Annotated in this window: 16 protein-coding genes; 10 read left to right on the forward strand and 6 right to left on the reverse strand. The window is 74.2% G+C overall.

The genetic code is table 11. From position 1 onward, the window contains the following. Positions 1 to 50 precede the first annotated feature (50 nt). On the forward strand, positions 51 to 1814 hold the full coding sequence (locus tag AW271_RS37695) for a ThuA domain-containing protein (RefSeq protein WP_083977792.1): 1764 nt from the start codon (positions 51 to 53) through the stop codon (positions 1812 to 1814). A 76-nt stretch (positions 1815 to 1890) separates the two neighbouring features. On the opposite strand, the gene AW271_RS37700 is transcribed toward AW271_RS37695, so the two are convergent. From AW271_RS37700 to AW271_RS37715, 4 genes are read right to left on the reverse strand one after another with little or no spacing between them, the layout of a single operon-like run. Then, on the reverse strand, positions 1891 to 2469 hold the full coding sequence (locus tag AW271_RS37700; protein WP_062343113.1) for a sigma-70 family RNA polymerase sigma factor: 579 nt from the start codon (positions 2467 to 2469) through the stop codon (positions 1891 to 1893). Then, positions 2466 to 3596, reverse strand: coding sequence for a Dyp-type peroxidase (locus tag AW271_RS37705; RefSeq protein WP_062343115.1), 1131 nt, complete (start codon positions 3594 to 3596; stop codon positions 2466 to 2468). Before AW271_RS37705 ends, AW271_RS37700 begins: the two co-directional genes overlap by 4 nt. Further along, entirely contained in the window at positions 3589 to 4146 is a 558-nt protein-coding gene (locus tag AW271_RS37710; protein WP_062343117.1) for a copper chaperone PCu(A)C, read from the reverse strand. The genes AW271_RS37705 and AW271_RS37710 overlap by 8 nt, the downstream gene beginning before the upstream one ends. 57 nt (positions 4147 to 4203) lie before the next feature. Further along, positions 4204 to 4770, reverse strand: a complete 567-nt coding sequence (locus AW271_RS37715) for a hypothetical protein (RefSeq protein WP_062343119.1) — start codon at positions 4768 to 4770, stop codon at positions 4204 to 4206. A 102-nt stretch (positions 4771 to 4872) separates the two neighbouring features. Here AW271_RS37715 and AW271_RS37720 point away from each other — a divergent pair, with 102 nt between their 5' ends. Continuing rightward, positions 4873 to 6336: a PepSY-associated TM helix domain-containing protein gene (locus AW271_RS37720; RefSeq protein ID WP_063818232.1), complete on the forward strand. Its 1464-nt coding sequence runs from the start codon at positions 4873 to 4875 to the stop codon at positions 6334 to 6336. Here the strand turns inward: AW271_RS37720 and AW271_RS37725 are convergent. Then, positions 6333 to 7472 (reverse strand): cysteine--tRNA ligase, encoded by a 1140-nt coding sequence (locus AW271_RS37725; protein WP_157555086.1) that lies wholly within the window; start codon positions 7470 to 7472, stop codon positions 6333 to 6335. The two genes, AW271_RS37720 and AW271_RS37725, sit on opposite strands and share 4 nt — an antisense overlap. 121 nt (positions 7473 to 7593) lie before the next feature. On the opposite strand from AW271_RS37725, the gene AW271_RS37730 reads away from it, so the two are divergent. The 3 genes from AW271_RS37730 to AW271_RS37740 all read left to right on the forward strand — a co-directional run bounded on the left by AW271_RS37730 (position 7594) and on the right by AW271_RS37740 (position 9970). Beyond that, entirely contained in the window at positions 7594 to 8079 is a 486-nt protein-coding gene (locus AW271_RS37730) for a hypothetical protein (protein ID WP_157555089.1), read from the forward strand. A 173-nt stretch (positions 8080 to 8252) separates the two neighbouring features. Next, positions 8253 to 9266 (forward strand): permease, encoded by a 1014-nt coding sequence (locus tag AW271_RS37735; RefSeq protein ID WP_062343125.1) that lies wholly within the window; start codon positions 8253 to 8255, stop codon positions 9264 to 9266. Further along, on the forward strand, positions 9263 to 9970 hold the full coding sequence (locus AW271_RS37740; RefSeq protein WP_062343127.1) for a TIGR03943 family putative permease subunit: 708 nt from the start codon (positions 9263 to 9265) through the stop codon (positions 9968 to 9970). The genes AW271_RS37735 and AW271_RS37740 overlap by 4 nt, the downstream gene beginning before the upstream one ends. Here the strand turns inward: AW271_RS37740 and AW271_RS37745 are convergent. Beyond that, complete coding sequence (locus tag AW271_RS37745) at positions 9933 to 11210, reverse strand: MFS transporter (RefSeq protein ID WP_218008294.1); 1278 nt, start codon at positions 11208 to 11210, stop codon at positions 9933 to 9935. The genes AW271_RS37740 and AW271_RS37745 overlap by 38 nt on opposite strands. Positions 11211 to 11324: 114 nt before the next feature. Here AW271_RS37745 and AW271_RS37750 point away from each other — a divergent pair, with 114 nt between their 5' ends. From AW271_RS37750 to AW271_RS42045, 5 genes are all read left to right on the forward strand, one after another. Continuing rightward, on the forward strand, positions 11325 to 13067 hold the full coding sequence (locus AW271_RS37750; protein WP_062343131.1) for an ABC transporter ATP-binding protein/permease: 1743 nt from the start codon (positions 11325 to 11327) through the stop codon (positions 13065 to 13067). Beyond that, the gene (locus AW271_RS37755; protein WP_083977794.1) at positions 13064 to 14887 is read left to right on the forward strand and encodes an ABC transporter ATP-binding protein; all 1824 of its coding nucleotides are present in this window, start codon (positions 13064 to 13066) and stop codon (positions 14885 to 14887) included. The genes AW271_RS37750 and AW271_RS37755 overlap by 4 nt, the downstream gene beginning before the upstream one ends. Before the next feature lie 176 nt (positions 14888 to 15063). Further along, positions 15064 to 15789: a hypothetical protein gene (locus AW271_RS37760; protein ID WP_062343133.1), complete on the forward strand. Its 726-nt coding sequence runs from the start codon at positions 15064 to 15066 to the stop codon at positions 15787 to 15789. 2 nt (positions 15790 to 15791) lie between these two features. Continuing rightward, positions 15792 to 17105 carry a CocE/NonD family hydrolase gene (locus tag AW271_RS37765; protein WP_062343151.1) on the forward strand — a complete coding sequence of 438 codons (1314 nt, stop codon included), beginning with the start codon at positions 15792 to 15794 and terminating at the stop codon, positions 17103 to 17105. After that, the coding region (locus tag AW271_RS42045; protein WP_218008295.1) for a YcaO-like family protein at positions 17102 to 17537 on the forward strand (436 nt) is incomplete at its 3' end. The genes AW271_RS37765 and AW271_RS42045, both read left to right, overlap by 4 nt.

A 17537-nucleotide genomic window follows, 5' to 3' on the forward strand; every position in this document is an offset into this window, starting at 1 on the left:
GGTGTGACGCCCGGCGCGACCGCGCCGGGCGTCACGACGGAAGGAACCCCATGCTGCGACATCTGACCTCTGCCGCCGCGCTCAGGCGCCTGGCGGTGACCGCGGTGGCGCTGGCCACCGCCGCCGCCGCGACGGTGATCCCGGCGGTCCCCGCCCACGCCGCCTCCTACAAGGTGCTGGTCTTCTCCAAGACGGCCGGCTTCCGGCACGACTCGATCGCGGTCGGCACCCAGGCCATCCGCGACCTCGGCGCGGCCAACGACTTCACCGTCGACGCCACCGAGGACTCCAGCGCCTTCAACACCTCCAACCTCTCCCAGTACAAGGCGGTGGTGTTCCTCAGCACGACCGGCGACGTGCTGAACGACACCCAGCAGTCGGCCTTCCAGTCCTACGTGGACGGCGGCGGCGGTTACGTCGGCGTGCACGCGGCCGCCGACACCGAGTACAACTGGTCGTACTACGGGCAGCTGGTGGGCGCCTGGTTCAACAGCCACCCCGCCATCCAGCAGGCCACCGTCCGCAACGAGGACCGGGCCCACCCGGCCACCTCCCACCTGGGCACGACCTGGTCGCGCACCGACGAGTGGTACAGCTACCGCAGCAACCCCCGCCCGAACGTGCGCGTCCTGCAGAACCTGGACGAGAGCACCTACAGCGGCGGCGGCATGGGCGATCACCCGATCACCTGGTGCCACCCGCAGTCGAACGGCCGCGCGTTCTACACCGGCCTCGGCCACACGCAGGAGTCGTACTCCGACTCCAACTTCCGCACCCTGCTGCTGGGCGGCATCAAGTACGCGGCCAAGGCGGCCAACGCCGACTGCCGTCCCGAGACCGGCTACACCGCGCTGTACAACGGCTCGACGACGGGCTGGCAGCAGGTCGGTCCCGGCTCGTTCTCCAACAGCCAGTCCACGCTGACCTCCTCGGGCGGCATGGGCATGTTGTGGTACAGCACCAAGCAGTTCGGGTCGTACTCGCTCAAGCTCGACTGGAAGCTGACCGGCGACTCCAACTCGGGCGTCGTCGTGGGCTTCCCCGCCCCGGGCAGCGCCCAGGGGGCGCTCGACACCGGGCACGAGGTGCAGATCGACGCCACCGACAGCGCCGACAGGACGACCGGCGCGATCTACGGCTTCAAGGCGGCCGACATCACCGCCCGTGACGCGGCCCTGAACCCGCCGGGTCAGTGGAACACCTACGAGCTGCTGGTCCAGGGCGAGCGGCTGCAGGTGTTCCTGAACGGGACCAAGATCAACGACTTCACCAACACCGACGCCAACCGCTCGCTCACCCAGGGGTACATCGGCGTCCAGAACCACGGGTCCCCCGACGTGGTGCAGTACCGCAACATCCGCATCAAGGAACTGACCACCGTGACGCCCTCGCCGTCCCCGTCGCCGTCTCCGTCGGCCTCGCCGGGCACCACCAGCGCCCTGCGCGGGGTGGCGTCCAACCGGTGCCTGGACATCAGCGGCGCGTCGCAGGCGAACGGCGCCGTGGTGCAGATCTGGGACTGCAACGGCCGCGCCAACCAGCAGTGGACCTCCACGAGCGCCAGTGAGCTTCGGGTGTACGGCAACAAGTGCCTCGACGTCAGCGGCAACAGCACCGCCAACGGGGCCACGGTCAGCATCTGGGACTGCAACGGCCAGAACAACCAGAAGTGGCGGCTGAACTCCGACGGCACCATCACCGCCATCGGCGCGAACAAGTGCCTGGACATCGTGGGCTCCGGCACCGCCAACGGTTCACGGCTGCAGATCTACACCTGCCACGGCGGCAACAACCAGAAGTGGACCCGGGTCTGACCCTGTCGGATCCCCGGCCTGACGCACCCGTGGAGCCGGTCGCCCGAGGCGGCCGGCTCCACCGGCGTCTTCCAGGTCAGGCCGCCGTCCACGACGAGACGAGCTGGGTGCGGGCCCGGGCCACCCGGGAGCGCACGGTGCCGACCGGGCAGCCGAGCAGTTCCGCCGCCTCCGCGTAGGGCACCCCCATGACCTGCGTCAGCACGAACGCGTCCCGGCGCTCGCCGGGCACGTGGTCGAGCAGGTCGGCCAGCGCCACCCACTCGTCGAGGCCCGCCGCTCCCCGGTGCCGGCTCCGTTCGGCCGTGGTCTGCCAGTCGGCCAGGTCGGCCACCTTCGGCCGGGCGGAGGCGGCCCGGAACCGGTCGACCACCACCCTGCGGGCGATCGACGACAACCAGGTCCGGGCCGACGACCGCCCGGCGAACCTCGGCAGGCTCGCCAGCGCGCGCAGGAACGTCTCCTGGACGAGGTCGTCGGCGGTCTCCCGGTCCGTCAGGTGGACCAGGAACCGGCGCACATCGGGATAGGCGGCGCGCACGAACGCCTCGACGTCGGCGGCCTCGCCGGTGCGCGCGGTCAGGGCGAGCTCGGTCAGCGGCAGGTCCGTGAGCGTTCCCCCGCGGATTCCGGGGGAGGAGGCGACTGCCCTCATGAGAGCACCTCCCGGCCGATCCAGCCCGTCTCGTCGCATCCGGGCGGGATGACGAAGACCGCCGACCCGATCGGGGTGATCCACTCGTTGAGCAGGTCGGCCTCGGCGAGCTGCCGCTGGATGGGCACGAACTGGCGCTCGACGTCGGCCTGGTAGGAGGCGAAGATCAGGCCCGAGTCGGCGTGGCCCTGGGCGGTGACGTCCTCGTCGTAGTTGTACGGGCGCCGCAGGATGCGGAGCCGAGGGTCGCCGACGTGGGCGCGGCGGATGTGGGCGTACTCAGAGATCACCGGGAAGCCGTGGGCGCCCTTGGCGGCGAAGTCGGGCGCGTCCTGCTCCTTCGTGCCGGTCAGGGGCGCGCCGGTCGACAGGCGGCGGCCGATGGTGAACTCCTTGGCCACGACGTCGGCGGCGTCCCAGGTCTCCAGCTCGGCCCTGATCCGGCGCACGACGAGCCGGGTCGAGCCGTCGGGCCGCCAGACGGCCAGATCGAAGTCGGGGGTGCCGGGCTTCGGGTTGGCGGTGCCGTCGAGCTGGCCCATCACGTTGCGCTGGGTCTGGCCGCCCGGCTGGGTGCCGGCGGCGCGGCGGAAACCACGCTGGGTCCAGCGGACCGTCGCGAACGAGCGGGCGTCCTTGACGATCATCCGGAGGGCGTGGCTGACGGTGAGCGGGTCGTCGGCGCAGATCTGGACCAGCAGGTCGCCGCCGCTCCACCTCTTCTCCAGCTTGTCGATGGAGAACCTGGGAAGCGGCTCGATCGGGGCCTTGAGGTCCGCATGGGCGTACAGGCCGGGACCGAAACCGAACGTCACGGTCAGGCGCGCGGCCGGGGTCGCGAGTTCGGGCTCGGTGTCGGCGAGCGCCGGGCGGCCCTGGGTGAGCCGCCGGGCGTCGTCGGTGAGCAGCCGCATCATGCGCGCCAGCGCGTCGCGATCGGTGGTCGCGCGCAGGTCGAAGGCGACGAAGACGGCGTGGGCCTGCGGTTCGGTGGCGACGCCGGCCTGCCGCGGGCCGTGGAAGGGGACGAGGGTCTCCCCGGCGCGGGCCGAAGCGGCAGGGGTGAGCGCGGCCACCCCTGCCACCACGCCGCCGGCGAGAAGTCCCCGGCGGGTCAGGTCAGCCATTGTGCGAACCGGGCTGGTAGTCCTCCTTGGCGCCGGCGAAGTCCTTGCCGATCGCGGTGAAGGCGAAGGTCCCGCCGTCGGCGAGGGTGAGGGTGAACGGGACCTCGGCGCCGGGCTCGACCGGCTCCTTGGCATCCATGATCATGATGTGGTCGCCGCCGGGGGCCAGCTCGTGGCTGCCGCCCGCCGGGACGACGAACCCGCCCTGCTTGGGCTGCATGACCATCTTGCCGTCCTTGTCGACGACCTCGTGCAGCTCGATCATCGGCGACAGCGGGCTGGCGCCGGAGACGACCGTGACGTCGGCGGCGGAGTTGTTGACCAGGGTGCCGAAGGCGGCGGTCATGCCCTCCTTGGCGGTCTTCACCCACGGGTCGGTGATCGACAGGGCGGGGGCGGCCGGGGTGGCGGCCGCCGGGGCGGTGGCCGGGGCGGCGGCCGGAGCGGTGGTGGCGGGGGCGGCGGCGGTCGGGGTCTCGGCCGAGCCGCAGGAGACGACCGTGGCGGCGGTGGCGAGGGCGAGCAGGGACGACACGAGGCGCGACGACATGATGAGAAGAACCCTTCGGGGAGACGGCAACGTCAGAGAACCGCGCTGAACGGAGGTTCAGGCGGCGAGGAGGCTGACGGTGCCGGGAGGCCCCCGGCGGCTGATCTCGTGTCGGAGGAGCGCCGACGCCGGGATGACGACCCGGTCGATGGGCGCGGCCACCCGCGGATGGGCGGGTTCGACCGCGACGCGCAGCAACAGCAGCAGGCGCACTTCGAGGCGGCGCAGCAGCGCCCACACGACCGCCTCGCCCCGCGCCAGCCAGAGCGCCGTGAGCCCGGCCGCCCACGCGTGGGTGACCAGCATGCTCAGGCTCGGCAGCAGGGTGGTCGGGTGGTGGTGGCCCGCCATCATCGGCTCGACGGCGTGGGCGTAGGAGAACATCAGGTGCAACACGGCCTGGCAGCCCGCCAGCGCCGGGAAGATCACCCTGGCCGACCGTTCGCGCCCGGCCAGGGCGAGCCCGGCGAGGAACGAGAGGGTCAGCGCCACCAGCACCGCCGGAGCGGTGGTCGAGCCGCCCGCCCACGCGTGGGCGCCGACGCTCAGCACGACCGAGACCGTCGCGAAGGCGGCGGCCCGGACGACGCGGAACGGCGTCGAGGCTGAGGTGGCGCTAGTCATGGCGCGGTCATCATCGCACGACGGACGGCCGGGTCCCAACGCCCGGGAACCAAACCGGGTGCGGGCACGACTCCTCTATCGACCGATCTCGAGAGGACTCCCGTGACCGCCGACCCCCTGCCCCCGCAGGCCCCGCCCCGCCGGGGCGTCTGGGCCCAGCTGCGCCCCCTGCTGCTGCGTCTGCACTTCTACGCGGGTGTGTTCATCGCGCCGTTCATCCTGGTCGCGGCCGTCACCGGCCTGATCTACACGGCCGCGCCGCAGATCGAGCGTCTGGTGTACGACCACGAGCTCCGCGTCCCGGCCGGGCAGACGGTCCAGCCGCTCAGTAAGCAGGTCGCCGCCGCTCGGGCGGCGCACCCCTCCGGCGACGTCACCTCGGTCATGCCGTCGGTCGACGCGACCAGCTCCACCCGGGTGGTCTTCTCGGACGAGACCGTGCCGGCCGACTACGAGATGGCGGTCTTCGTCGACCCGTACACGCTGGAGGTGCGCGGCCAGGAGCGGACCTTCGGCCAGTGGCTCGGCGTGCGGGCCTGGATCGACGACCTGCACCGCAACCTTCATCTGGGCGCGTTCGGCCGCAACTACAGCGAGCTGGCCGCGAGCTGGATGTGGATCGTCGTCCTCGGCGGCCTGGCCCTGTGGATCGGGCGGCGGCGGAGCACCCGTCGCGTCGTCCTGCCGGACGTCAGGGCGAAGAAGGGCCGCTCGCGCAACCTGTCGTGGCACGCGGCCACCGGCGTCTGGATCACGCTGGGCCTGCTGCTGCTCTCGATCACCGGCCTGACCTGGTCGAACCACGCCGGGGCGAAGATCGCCGACGTCCGGACGCTGTTCGACTGGAACTCCCCGCCGCTGGAGACGAGCCTGACGCCGGGTGGCCAGGCGGCCGAGCACCGGCACGGCGGCGCGGCCCCGGCCGCTCAGGGCGGCGACGCGGTGTTCACCTCGGGCGCCGGCATCGACGGCGTCATGGCCACCGCCACCGCGCAGGGCCTGCGCACCCCGCTGTTCATCGCGCCGCCGGCCGACGCCCAGTCGGCGTGGAAGGTCAACGAGAGCAAGCGCGACTGGCCCACCCGCTTCGACGCGATCACCGTCGACGGGGGCACGGGCGCGGTCGTCGACCGCGTCGACTTCGCCGAGTGGCCCTTCATGGCCAAGATGACCAACTGGACGATCGACGCCCACATGGGCATCCTGTTCGGCCTCCCCAACCAGCTCGTGCTGGCCGCCCTCGCGATCGGCCTGATCTTCGTCATCGCGCGCGGCTACGGGATGTGGTGGCAGCGCCGCCCGGCCGGGCGGCGGTTCGGCCGTCCGGCGCCTCGGGGCGGCCTGCGTTCCCTCACGCCGGGCGTGCTCGTCCTGGTGGCGGCGACCACCCTGTTCGTCGCGTACTTCCTGCCGCTGTTCGCGGTCAGCCTGGCCGTCTTCCTGGCGGTCGACGTGCTGCTGGAACGACGGCGGACGACCCGTCCGCCGGTGCTGGCCGGCACCCTCGACCCGCCGGCGCCGGAGGAGGTCCCGGTCGCGGTCGGCGCGGAGCCCGGCGGGCGTTAGAGGTCCCAGCGAGGGCCGTCGCCGGTGTCGCGGAGGGTCACCCCGGCCGCCGCGAGCGCCCGCCTGAGCTCGTCGGCCGCCTCGTAGCCGCCCTTCGCGCGCAGCTCCGAACGGAGAGCCACGACGGCCGCGACCACGCGGTCGGCGTGGCCCGCCGACGCGCCGAGCCGGGCGATCATCAGCCGGAGCGCGTCGCGCGCCTGGTCGACGCCGCCCTCGTCGGCCTCGGTGTCGGCGGCCCACTTCAGGATCTCCGCCTCCAGGTCGAGGATCGCCGAGGCGGCGTCGGGGCCGTCGTACCGGGACATCGCCGCCTCGAAACGGTCCGCGCAGGCGGCCATGACCTCCGCGAGCGTGACCCCGGCCGAGGCGGGGGCCGGGGGCCGGGTGGTGGGGACCGCGCCCCGGGAGAGGCCGGGCAGGTCGGTGACGGTCCCGGCCGGGAGCCGGGTCTCGGCGCCGTGGCGGCGGACGGTCAGGGCGCCGCGACCGGACACGGCGATCCGCCCGTCGTCGAGGTCGACGGTGACGGCGGTGTGCTCGTCGACGCCGAGGATCGCCACGTTGCCGGGGAGTCCGGCCTCCATCGCGGTGAGGCGGCGTTCGCCGAGGTAGCAGTAGCGGGTGTCGTGGGTGCCGCCCTCGGCGTTGTCGTAGTGGGGGATCACCACGACCCGCAGGCCGAGGGGGCCGAGCAGGTCGAGGCCCGGCCGCCAGTGGGGGTCGGCGCCGACCTTGTAGATCTCGTACACGGGGACGGTGGCGACCCCGGCGGTGCAGGCGGCGGCCGAGGCGAGCACCGTGACGCCGCGCCGGGCGGCCACCCGGGCGCGCAGGTCGGCCCCGATCGGGCCCGCCGACCAGCGGTCGAGGGCGTAGGTCGGGCTGCCGGGGCCGGAGAAGACCCAGTCGGCCCCGGCGACGTCGTCGGCGGCGGTGACGTCGAGGCCGACGCTGCGGGCGAAGTAGGCGCGGGCGCGGGCGGTGATGTCGGCGGCGTTCTCCTGGAAGGCGTAGGGGGTGTCCAGCAGCACGGCCCTCGGCTGCCGGCCCAGCGCGCGGGCGGCGGACCGGTGGACCTCCACCATCGTGGGGCTGGTCTCGCCCGACCCCATCAGCACGAGTAGTCCCGGCATGGGTGGTTCGCCTCTCGTTGGTTCTCTTCCGTAATGCACCCATATCGCCGTCTGCGGATCAAGCACCATCCTGCGATCAGTACGCTGCTGCATACTGGTCGCAACAAGTGGAGGGGTGCTCGTGGACGACCATGGGCTGGTTCCGCTGTCGATCGAGATCCTCGTGCTCCGGGCCGACGAGGGCGGCTGGCGCTACCGCCGCCTGGTGACCGCGCTGCGCGACGGCGAGACGCCCGACGAGGCGGTGCGCCGTCACGTGGGGGTGGCGGCCGACGACGAGGTCACCGTGGTCCATTCCACCAGCTGGCGCTACCAGCCGCGGGGCCGGCTGGTGCTCACCTACGCCGTCTGCCCCGACCCCGACCCGCGACGGCCCGCCGAGGAGCTGACCGAGTTCCGGCTCGCCCGCGGCCCGGCCCCGGCCCGCCCCGCGCCCGACGACCTGCGGGTCGGCGACGTCGCGGCCCACGCGCTGCGCCACCTTGCCCATCTGCTGCGCAGCGACCCCGTGGTGGCGGCGGCGTTCGGGGCGGCGCCCGACGTGGTCCGGGGGTTGCGGCGGTTGCCGTCGGAGCTGGTCATGGCCGGGCCGTCGGCGTCAGGGTGACGGCGGCCGGCGCGGCCGGGTCGAAGAAGTCGCCGCCGACCTCGACCGCACCCGCGCCCGGCAGGGCCTGACGGAAATTCCGGTCTAGGCGGCTTGCCGCTTCTGTCCCTACAATCGGCGCCGACACACATGGTTATCATCACCACTTTCACTCCACCTGGGAGCGCCGGCGCATGTCTGAACGGGTCGAGGTCACGGCCGCCGAGGAGGTGCCGCCGCCGGAATGGGGGCGACGGCGGCCGTTGGGGGCCGTCAGCCCGTGGATCTTCGTCGTGGTCGTCGGGCTGCTGCTGCTCGGGCGGCTGGTGTTCGCGCCCTACCTGACGGCCCCGGCGCTGCAGGCGTGGGCGACGATCTTCGTGGCCATCTGCGTGCAGGCGCTGCCGTTCCTGGCCTTCGGGGTGCTGCTGTCGGCCGCGATCACCGCGTTCGTGCCCGCCTCGTTCTGGACCCGGGCGCTGCCGAAGCGGCCGTTCCTGGCGGTGCCGGTGGCGGGGGCGGCCGGGGCGGTGCTGCCCGGGTGCGAGTGCGCGTCGGTGCCGGTCGCGTCCGGGCTGATGGCGCGCGGTGTGACCCCCGCCGCCGCGCTGGCGTTCCTGCTGGCCTCGCCGGCGATCAACCCGGTGGTGATCGTCGCCACCGTGGTGGCGTTCCCCGGAGAACCGATGATGGCGGTCGCGCGGTTCGCGGCGTCGCTCCTGGTCGCGGTCGTGGCGGGGTGGGTGTGGTTGCGCTTCGGCCGCGCCGGCTGGTTGCGCGTCCCCTCGCGGCCGGCCGGGCACGGGCCGAGGTGGCGGTCGTTCGTCGAGGCGATGCGCCACGACTTCCTGCACGCCGGCGGGTTCCTCGTCGTCGGCGGGGCGACCGCGGCGACGATGAACGTGGTGGTGCCCCGCGCGTGGCTGGAGTCGGTCGCGGGCGTGCCGGTGTTGTCGGTGCTGGTTCTGGCGCTGCTCGCGGTGATCCTGTCGATCTGCTCGGAGGCCGACGCGTTCGTGGCCGCCTCGCTGACGTCCTTCTCGCCGACGGCCAAGCTCGCGTTCCTGGTGGTCGGGCCGATGGTCGACCTGAAGCTGATCGCCCTGCAGGCCGGGACCTTCGGGCGGCGGTTCGCCGCCCGCTTCATCCCGCTGACGTTCGTACTCGCGGTGGTCGTCAGCCTGGCGGCCGGAGAGGTCCTGCTGTGAACCGGCTGACCCAGAGCATGATCCTCATCCTTCTCGGCGGCGCGGTGCTGCGCATCACCACCGTGTCCACCACCTATCTGAACTACGTCAAGCCCGGCTTCCGGCCCTTCCTGATCGCGGCGGGCGTGGTGGTGCTCGCGCTGGGCGTGATCGGGCTCGTCCAGGAGTGGCGCGAGGCCGCCCACGACGACGACCACGATCACTCGCACACGCCGGGGGTGGCCTGGTTGCTGACGCTGCCCGTCTTCGCCATCTTCCTGATCGCCCCGCCCGCGCTCGGCGCCTTCTCGGCGAGGTCGGAGGAGCCGCAGGCGCGGCCGGTGGCCGCCGCCGAGACCTACGACGCCCTCGCGGCCGGGCGGGTCAACGAGATGACCATCGGCGAGTTCGTCGGCCGGGCGTGGGGTGAAGGGGCCGATTCGCTGGCCGGACAGCAGGTGAAATTGACGGGCTTCGCCGTGCCGTCGGAGAAGAAGGACCGGTGGTATCTGGCCCGGATCCAGATCGCCTGCTGCGCGGCCGACGGCGTCGCGGTGAAGGTGGCGGTGCTCGACGCCGACATGCCGCCGGAGAACACCTGGGTGGAGGTGGTCGGGACGTGGAAACGGCCGCCGTCCGGGAGGCTCGAACCCGGGACCGTCGCCCCCGAACTGACCGCCGTCTCGCTCACCTCGATCCCGCAGCCGGTCGAACCCTACGAGTAGCCCCCAGCAGGCCCGCCCGCAGCGCCACCAGCCAGGCCGCGCCGGGCAGGGCCATGCACGCGCCGAGGACCGGCAGCAACGCCGCCGGTCCCAGCGCGTCGAGGAGGGCTCCCGACACGACGGCCGAGACGCCCAGCGAGGCGGTCGCCGTCGCGCTCCACCACGACACCACCCGTCCGCGCAGCTCGTTGGGGGAGTGACCGAGCAGGACCGCCATCGACACGGGCCCGTAGACGACGTCCGCGCACGCGGCCGCCGCCCAGACGACGAGCGCCCACGCCGCGCTCGACGGCAGCCCCAGCGCGGCGGTGCACAGGCCCTCCCCGACGCACGACCACCCGAGGACGGCCAGCCGCCGTTCCTCGGGAAGCCGCTTCAGCCGGGGCGCGGCGACCAGCAGCACGACCGCCCCGGCGAGCCCCTGCACCGCGTAGAACCAGCCCGTGCCGCCGTCGCCCAGGTCGTGGACCTGGACGGCGAGCGCGGTCATGGCCGTGATCGAGCCGCCCAGGCCCAGGCAGAAGACCGCCTCCAGGAGGAGCAGCGCCGAGACGAGCCGGCTGCGCCGGACCGCGCGCAGGCCCTCGCGGAAGGCGCGCAACCCGCGCGCCGCCCCCGGCCCGGTGTCGCCGCGCCGGTCGCCGCGCCGGACCTTGGCGGTGAAGTGGAACGACACCAGGAACGACACCGCGTTGACCACGAACGCCCACCGCCAGCCGACCAGCGTGACGGCGGCGGCCCCGGCCAGCCCGCCGACCGCCTGGAACAACAGGCCGTTGACCTGGACCGCCGCGGCGTAGAGCACGCTCTCCTCCGGCCGCACGAGTGACGGCATCCAGGCGTTGCGCGCGGCCTGGAAGACGAAGCCCACGGCGGCCGAGGCGAAGGTGAGCGGGTAGGCGAGCCAGATCGTGGCGGGGCTGTCGGCCAGCAGGAACGCCAGCGCGAGCACGGCCAGCACGCCGTCGCCGGCCAGCATGATCGTTCGGCGGTCGAGCCGGTCGGCCAGCACGCCGCCCCACGTCCCGAACAGGATGCCGGGCAGGTAGCGCATGGCCAGTGACGCGCCAGCCGCCACGGCCGCGCCGGTGTGCTCGTACAACATGGCGAACACGGCCACGGCCGTGAACCAGCCTCCGCAGACGCTGACCAGGTTGCCCAGCCACAACAGCCGGAAGTCCCGGTTGCCGGCCAGCAACGAGCCCAGACCGGCGGCGCTCCGCTCCTCGATGTCGGTCACGCGAGGACCGTACCGTGCAAAGAAAATGAAAACCATCCCCAAAATTTCGTTGACAATGAAAATCATTCTCGCCTAGCGTCTCTCCCGGCTCACCCGTCGGAAAGGAGGCGAAACGTGCTGGTGCAGCGGCGACTGCTGGGTCTGGCGCGGGGCGCCTTCCCCTCCATGGCGACGACCGCTCTGCTCTCGCTGCTCGCGTCGGCGGCGGGCGCGGGGCAGGCGGTCGCGCTCGTCGAGGCGATCCGGCGCGCTCTGGTCTCCGGCACGCCGGATCCGGCCGGCGCCGGCGGGCCGCTGGTGGTGACGGGGCTGCTCGTCGTGCTGCGCTGCCTGCTGTTATGGGGCCGCGACCAGGCGGCGAACCGGACGGCCTCGCTCGTCCAGGCCCGGCTGCGGCTGCGGCTGGCCGAGCGGCTGCTCGACCTCGGGCCCGGTCACACCGTCACCCGGCCGGCCGGGACGCTGCGGACCACGATCGCCGACGGCGTGGAGGCGATCCGCGCCTACGTGGGCTTCTACCTGCCGCAGGTGGTCGTGAGCGTGGGCGGTCCGCTGATCGTCGTGGCCGTGCTGACCTGGCAGGATCCGGTGGCGGGCACGATCGCCGGGATCTGCGTGGTGCTGGTGCCCGCGTCCCGGCCGTTCTGGCGGCGGATCATGGGGGCGCGGTCCACGCGGCACTGGACGGCGTACGAGGACTTCGCCGCCCGGGTGCTCGACGCCCTGCAGGGCATGACGACGCTGAAGGCGCTGGGCGCGACCGGCGTCTACGGCCGGCGGCTCCGGCGCGACGCCCTCGCGCTCTACCGCGCGACCATGGGCGACCTGGCGGCCTCCAGCGCCGTCTACGTGATCAGCGCGTTCCTCCTGACGGCGGGCACCACCCTGTCGGTGGTGGTCGCCGCGATCCGCCACTCCGCCGGTCAGCTCGACGCGGCCGGTCTGCTGCTGATCGCCTGGTTGACCGCCGAGGCGTTCCGCCCGGTGCTGGAACTGCAGAACTACTGGCACGAGGGCTTCCACGGCCTGGCCGCCGGCCGGGGCGTCGTCGCCCTGCTGGACGCCGACCCGCCCGCGCCCGCACCGGTCACGCCCGTCCCGGGGAAACGGCCGAACCGGCCGCCCGGCCTGACCCTGCGCGCGGTCACCTTCACTTACCCGGGCGCGGCCCGTCCCGCGCTGCGCGGGGTCACCCTGACGATCGAACCGGGCGCCACCCTGGCCGTCACCGGGCGGTCGGGATCCGGCAAGTCCACCCTGGTCGCCCTGCTCCAGCGGCACTTCGACCCCCTGCAGGGCCGGATCCTGGCCGACGGCGTCGACCTGCGCGACCTCGACCGCGGCGAGGTCCGCGCGATGACCGCCGTGGTCGCCCAGGACACCTATCTCTTCCACGGCACGATCGCCGACAACCTGCGCCTGGCCCGGCCGGACGCCGACGAGGCCGCCCTCAGGGAGGCCGCCCGCCGCGCCCGCGTCCTCGACGTCGTCGACGCCCTGCCCGACGGCTTCGACACGGTCGTCGGCGAACGCGGGGCCCGCCTGTCGGGCGGCGAACGTCAGCGCGTCGCCATCGCGCGGGCCCTGCTGAAGGACGCGCCGGTGCTCATCCTCGACGAGGCCACCTCGGCCGTCGACGGCGCGACCGAGGCGGCGCTGCGCGACGCGCTCGGCGAACTGCGGGCCGGCCGCACCACGATCATGATCGCGCACCGCCTGTCCAGCCTGGTCGCCGCCGACGCGGTGGCCGTGCTCGACGACGGCGAACTGGTGGAGCACGGCAGCCCCGCCGACCTCGTGGCCCGCGCCGGAGTCTGGTCCGGCCTGGTGGCTGCCCAGCACGGAGGCACGCCATGACGTCGCCGGCCGAAGCCGTCGCGGCCTGGGAGCACGGCCGGCCCGCCGCGCTCCGGGGCGGGGGCACGAAGGGACTGCTCCACGTGCTGGCCGGGCACCTGCGCCCGTTCGGGGTCTCGGTGCTGTTCGCGGTCGTCAACCAGGCGGCCGGGATGGCGGCGACCGTGGTGGCCGCCGCCGCCGTCGGCCAGGCGCTCTCCGGGACGGCCGATCTGTGGCCGATGTTCTGGTGGACCCTCGGTCTCACCGTGTCGCGCGCGCTCGCCACCTGGGTCGAGTCGTGGATCTCCCACGAGTTGTCCTTCCGCGTCCTGGCCCAGGTGCGGCAGTGGCTCTACCTCGCCTTCGCCCGGATCGCCCCCGGCGGGCTGATCCGCAGGCGCGGCGGCGACCTCGTCGTCCGGGCGCTGCGGGACAGCGAGAGCCTGGAGATCTTCTACGCGCACACCTCGATCTACCTCGTGACGGCGGCCGTGGTCGGCCCGGCCTCGGTCGTGGCGATGGCGGTGGTCGGCGGCGGCTGGGCGGCGGTCGCGCTGGCGCCCTGGCTGGCGGTCTCGCTCGCCCTGCCCCTGGCGCTGCGGCGCCGGGGGGCGCGCCACGGAACCGACCTCAACCGCGCGCTCACCGAGATGAACGTCGAGGTCACCGACCTGGTGCAGGGCCTGCGGGAGATCCTCTCCTTCGGCCGGGGCCCCGACCGGCTCGACCGGCTGCGGGAGGCCGACCGGCGGCTCGAGGCGGCGCGACGACGGCAGGCCCGCCGCGCCGGGCTGGAGGCCGTCGCCGGCGGCGTCGCGATCGGCGGCGCGACCCTCAGCGTCCTGGCGACGGGGCTGCACACCGGGCCGGCCGCGCCCGCGCTGCTGGCCTCGGTCGCGCTCGCGGGCGCCGCGTTCACCCCGATCACGATGCTGCTCAACGTCACCCGCGTCTGGGGCGTCACCTCCTCCTCGGCCGACCGGGTCTTCGACCTGCTGGAGGAACCGGCCGCCGTCGCCGACACCGGAACCGCCGCGCTCCCCGGCCTGACCGGGCCTCCCGTCGTCGAGTTCGACCGGGTGGTGTTCGGTTACGACGAGGCGCGCCCGGTGCTGCGCGGCCTCTCGCTGACCGTTCCGGCCGGGACGACGCTGGCCCTGGCGGGCGCGACCGGCGCGGGCAAGACGACCCTGGCCCACCTGCTGCTCCGGCACGCCGACCCGGACTCCGGGGCGGTCCGCGTCGGCGGAACCGACCTGCGGGACCTGCCCGTCGACGACCTGCCCGAGCTCGTCTGCCACGTGCCGCAGGAGGCGTTCCTCTTCCACGACACGCTGCGCGCCAACCTCGAACTGGCCCGGCCGGGGGCGACCGCCGAGGACGTCGCCCGCGCCTGCGCCGACGCCCGCGTCACGCCCGTGCTCGACCGGCTGCCCGACGGCCTCGACACCGTGGTCGGGGAGCGGGGGGCGGCCCTGTCGGGCGGGGAGCGGCAGCGGGTCGCCATCGCGCGGGCGCTGCTGCGCGACCGCCCGGTGCTGGTCCTGGACGAGTCGTCCAGCCAGCTCGACGCCCTCACGGAACACGAGATGCAGGCCGCGCTCGACCGGGTCAGGGCCGGGCGCACCACCCTGGTCATCGCCCACCGGCTCACCACGCTCCGGCACGCCGACCTGGTCGCCGTGCTGGACCACGGCCGCATCGCCGACGTCGGCGCACACGCCGACCTCATGGCGCGGTGCGAGCCCTACCGACGTCTCGTCCAGGCGCAGGCGGACGCCGCCGCGCTCCTGGACGGGCGGCCCGTCCCGACGACGACGCGAGGAGGTGATTCGTGATGAAGGTGACGAAGCTGAAGGTCGCCCAGGTCCGGGCGAGCGTGCACTCGAACAACCACTCGACCGTGACCCGGTCCAGCGTGGCCTGGCGCTAGCCGGCCCAGCCACGGGCGGGGACGCGCGCGTATCGCGTCCCCGCCCGTGGTCCCCGCAGCCTAGAGCAGGAAGGAAAGCCAATGGAGCTCGCCGGTGGGGTGTCGTTCGTCCCGACGCCGGACGGCTGGCTGGTGCACACCCCCGGAGAGGACTTCCTCGCCGTGTCCGCGCCCGGGGGCGACCGCCCCGATCGCCCGCCGCTCGACGACCCCGGCCTGACGGAGGTCTTCGCCGAGGAGGGCGTGCTGGCGCCGATCCCGGCGCGCCGGCCGGGCGCGGTCGACCTGACCGGCGACGGGCCGCTGTTCGAGGCGGTCGCCCACCTGCTCGGTCAGGCCGGTCTGCGCACGGCCGAGCAGGACGTCGCGGTCCGGGTCGCGGTCGCCCCGTGGCCCCGCGACACCCTGTTCCGGCGGCTCGCCGCCGAGGCCGGGGACACCGGCGCCGCGTTGCACCTCGGGTTCGCCGAAGGACGCCGCTGGTACGCCGGCCCCTTCTGGACGGGCCCCGGCACCGCCTCCTACGAGGACCTGCGGCTGCGACGCCTGGCCGCCTCGCCCTGGCCGGGCGAGCTGGGCGCCCACTGGGCGTGGCTCGACTCCGGCGGCGCCCCGGAGCCCGACCGGACGCACCCGGCCGGGGCGCACGTGGTCGCCGCGCTGATCGTCGCGGACGTGTGGGCGTACCTCCACGGCCGGGACGCGCCCGGGACGGGCGTCCAGGCGGGCTTCGACCCGGCGACCGGGCTGCTCACCCGGCATCCCGTGCTGCCGGTGCCCGGCGGGCTCATGACGGAGCAGCCGTGATCATGATCGACGTCCCGGTCGGCGGGCTCGTGGCCGACGTCTTCCTGCCCGCACGCCTGCCCGCGCCGGCCGTCGTGGTCCGCACCCCCTACGGCACGGCCGGATTGTGGCCCGAGGCCGACGCGCTGACCGGCGCGGGGCTGGCCGTGGTCCTCCAGGACCTGCGCGGACGCTACCGCTCGACCGGCGAGTTCGAGGCCGGCGCCGACGAACGGGCCGACGGCCACGCCGCACTCGACTGGACGACCGCGCAACCGTGGTCCGACGGCGCCACCTATCTCTACGGCACCGCCTACGAGGCGTACGCCGCGTGGTGCGCCGCGGGCCACCCGTCGGTGCGCGGCGTGGCCAGCCGCCAGCCCTGGCCGAACGTCACCCTGGCGGTCGACGAGGAGTTGTGGTGGCGTACCGAGATCGGCGGCGGCCGCCAGCTCCGTCCCGGGCTCTACGACCTGGCGCTGACCCGGCCGGTCTGGCCGGTGCCGCTGGGCGACTGGCCGCCCACGCCGGGCAGCCGCCACCCGCAGGCCCGCCGGGTGTCGTCCCGGATCCGCGCCGCCGACGTGCCGACCCTGCACCTGGGCAGCTGGTACTGCGGTTCGGCCGCCACGACCCTGCGCCAGGCGAGCCTGGCCCGGCGGGCGACCGTGGTCATGGGCGGGTGGGCGTCCCCGTTGACGCACCGGCTCCAGGCGGAGTGCGCGATCGACGTGCCGGTCGACCCCGACCCCTCCGAGGTGGCGCTGTCGTGGCTCGCCGCGACCGCCGCCGGCGTCGACCCCCGGATCGGCCACGGGTGCCTGGTGCTGGGGAGCAACCGGTGGGAACCGAGGGATCCCCGGCCGGCCGCGCGCCCGACGCTGCGGACGCTGCCGCTGAGCGGCCCGGCGTCCACGTCCATCGACCACGACCCGGCCGACCCCTACCCGTCGCTTCCCCACTCGGCCGACCTGTCGGCCATCGGGCCGAGGGCCGACGTCGTGCGGCTGAGCGCGACCGGCCGGGCCGGATGGCACGGCGCGGCGCGGGCGCGCTGCCGCGTCGCGGCCGGCCGGGCCGCCGAACTGGTGGCCACGCTCGTCCACGAGACCCCCGCGGGCGTGCGCACCCGGTTGAGCGACGGCGCCGCGCCGATCGCCGCCGGACGCGGGACGGCGGAGATCCGCTGCGCGCCCGTCGCGGTCGACCTCCCCGCGGGCCACGTCCTGCACCTGGAACTCACCGTCGGGCGGCACCCTCGCCACACCGCGCCGGAGACGCCGGTCAGGGTGACGGTCTCCGACGTCGACCTGCTCGTCCCGGGAGGCCGCCGATGAGCCACGTGGACCCGCGCACCGGGGTGATCACCCGCCTCGACCGGGTGCCGCCCGAACCCTGGTGGCCCGCCGGGCTGGACGTGTGCACGGCCTCGGTCGCCGCGATCTCCGGCTTCCTGCCCTGGCCGGCCGACCGGGTCGCGACCGGCACCGCGTTCCACGACCCCGAACGGGCCCTGGCCGGCGCGGCCGGTGAGGCGATCGAACGCTACTGCGGCAACTTCGTCCCGGCCGGCCTGCGCCGGGCGACGTACACGGACCTGGTCGCCGCCGGAGAAAACGCCCTGGACCCGGCGACGCTGGCGTTGTACTCCGCGAGCCAGTACGCCGAACCGGGCTGCCCCTTCGTGCCCTTCACCGCCGACCTGCCGGTGCTCTGGATCCGGGGCGCCACCCTGGAGGGGCCGCCGGTGTGGGTGCCCGCCTCCCTGG

It is taken from the genome of Herbidospora sakaeratensis, assembly GCF_001570525.1.
GTDB classification, from domain to species: Bacteria; Actinomycetota; Actinomycetes; order Streptosporangiales; family Streptosporangiaceae; genus Herbidospora; species Herbidospora sakaeratensis.